This window comes from uncultured Campylobacter sp. (assembly GCF_938045595.1).
GTDB lineage: Bacteria > Campylobacterota > Campylobacteria > Campylobacterales > Campylobacteraceae > Campylobacter_B.
Map to the genome: position 1 here is coordinate 1 of NZ_CALIBB010000122.1, position 2,054 is coordinate 2,054.

The 2,054-nt window shown below is 49.7% G+C and carries 1 protein-coding gene and 2 pseudogenes; all 3 read left to right on the forward strand.

Annotation, left to right across the window (positions count from 1 at the left end; genetic code table 11):
* Positions 1-61 precede the first annotated feature (61 nt).
* The gene (locus Q0340_RS04985; RefSeq protein WP_298082420.1) at positions 62-364 is read left to right on the forward strand and encodes an EexN family lipoprotein; all 303 of its coding nucleotides are present in this window, start codon (positions 62-64) and stop codon (positions 362-364) included.
* A gap of 642 nt (positions 365-1,006) precedes the next feature.
* Positions 1,007-1,429, forward strand: a pseudogene (locus tag Q0340_RS04990) (AIR synthase related protein); the annotation flags it as partial.
* A 492-nt stretch (positions 1,430-1,921) separates the two neighbouring features.
* Positions 1,922-2,054, forward strand: a pseudogene (locus Q0340_RS04995) (thiamine-phosphate kinase); the annotation flags it as partial.

Below are 2,054 nucleotides of genomic sequence, written 5' to 3' on the forward strand. Positions count from 1 at the left end.
ATAAAAAACGAAAATTAAGTTTAATAAATATACAATTAGGCACCATTTAAAAGGAGAAAAAATGAGACGAATTTTTTTGTTGAGCCTTACGGCTATCGTAGGTTTAGGTCTTGCCGGATGCAAGGAAGACGAGCCTAAAAAAACGGTTGCAGATTATCTGCTTGCGCCGTTAGAAGCAAAAGCGAAACTGGAGCTTTGCGAGAAAATGCAGCCAAAGGATGTTATCAACGATAAAGAGTGCAATAATGCAGACCAAGCGAAAAAATATTTAGCGCATATGAACGGACTTCTAGATGGAAAATGGTATGAAGTGGATTACTTTATAAAACATCCTGAACAGATTAGCGAGGATCTTAAAAAATAACAATCAAATTTTTGAAAGTAGTAGCGCAAATACGCTAATAATGTTTTCCCTGAAGCGGGATTTGAAGAGAGAAAGAGAGCAGAAGTCTTAACAGCGAGCGTTAAGTAGCTTCAATTTTTTCTAATTCTTCGGAATTTTTCCAAATTTCATTGCAGCTTTTGCAGCCGCGTGCGTTCAAATATCAGATATGACTTTTGTCGTAGGCGGCTTGATAAAAACCTTACTTGACTTACTGCGCTTACGCAGCGTTTAAATTTAATCTCGTTGCGGCTACGGCTAAATTTTAAAATTTCAAGCTTGCCGTTTTAAAGAGCCGTCATCTGTGCGAGTGAGCGTAGGCGGGCGCATGCAAAAAATAGCCTCGGGCGCCGTTTTATCGCAGACTTCCGTCCGCATCAAGTAGTCATACCGAGCCGCACCAAAGCCTCAAAACTCACGCGATTTCTAATTTTGCTATCGAGCCGCACCGAAGTCCGCAGCCAAACTCGCGCGGCGAAAATCTAAATTTACGCTATAATCTTGCAAAGCGGAGCGTAGAACTCCTGCTGCGCGTGCGCGACAAAATTTAAAACAAAGGCCTGCAAATTCGGGTCTCTTAGCTTTCGCGCGGCTGCGGCGTAACGCTAATTTAACGGAGGGCGTATGGATAAAGAGCGGTATATTTTTGAGAAATTTAGATCGAAGCTTAACGGCGATGATTGCGCCGTAATCGGCGAGCGAGCGTATTGCAAGGACCTTTTTGTCGAGGGCGTGCACTTTCGCCGCGGCTGGCTGAGCCTGCGCGAGATCGGCGCAAAGGCGATGCTCGTAAACATCTCGGATATGATCGCGACGAATGCGCGCGCCAAATACGCCCTGCTGGGGCTTGCACTGCCGCGCGAGATCGGCACGCGCGAGATCGACGAGCTGTGCGCGGGCGTGAGCGAAACGGCGCGCGAGTGGGGCATACGGATCATCGGCGGCGACACGATCGGCTCGGATCGCATCGCGCTTAGCGTGAGCCTGATCGGCAAGTGCAAGCGCCCCGTGTTTCGCAGCGGCGCGCGCGTGGGTGATCTCATCGCGCATACGGGCGAGTTGGGCGGCGTCGGGCGCGATCTGGCGGTGCTTTTAAGAGATGAAATTTCGCCCGCTAGCTCGCAGACGCAAAACCGAAACGATAAAATTTTGTCGGTGCAAAACTCAAGCACCGAGTCGCAGGGTCTGAACGCCGAGGCTTCGGCGACACAAAATCCTGGCGATGAGGTGCGAAGCTCTGGCGATAAAATTTCATCTGCGCATGCTAAGCTACAGAGCCTGGATGATGAAACTTCGGCAATGCAAATTTTGGACTTTGAGCCGCAAAGTCTGGACGATAAAATTTTACCTGCGTACGTCGAGCCGCAGAGCTTGGATGCCGAAATTTCGGCGCAAAATTCCGTGTCACGAAGCGGAGAGGATCGCAAGAGCCCTACGGCGCAAAGCCTCTCATGCGAAAATTCTACATCGCAAAGCTCTGCAGGCGAAAATCCTGTGCCGGGTAGTGGCTCATATCGCTTGCGCGAGGATCTGCGCGCAAAAATTTCAAAGAATTCGCGCTTCGTCAGGCCCGTCTTGCGCGATAAGTTTTTTTACAAGGCGGCGAAGTTCATCAGCGCGGCGATGGACATTAGCGATGGGCTCGCGCAGGATTTGCCCCGCTTACTGGAGG

Excerpts from the sequence above, each read along its gene's own strand:
- Q0340_RS04985 (WP_298082420.1), top strand. The coding sequence starts at position 62 with ATGAGACGAATTTTTTTGTTGAGCCTTACGGCTATCGTAGGTTTAGGT.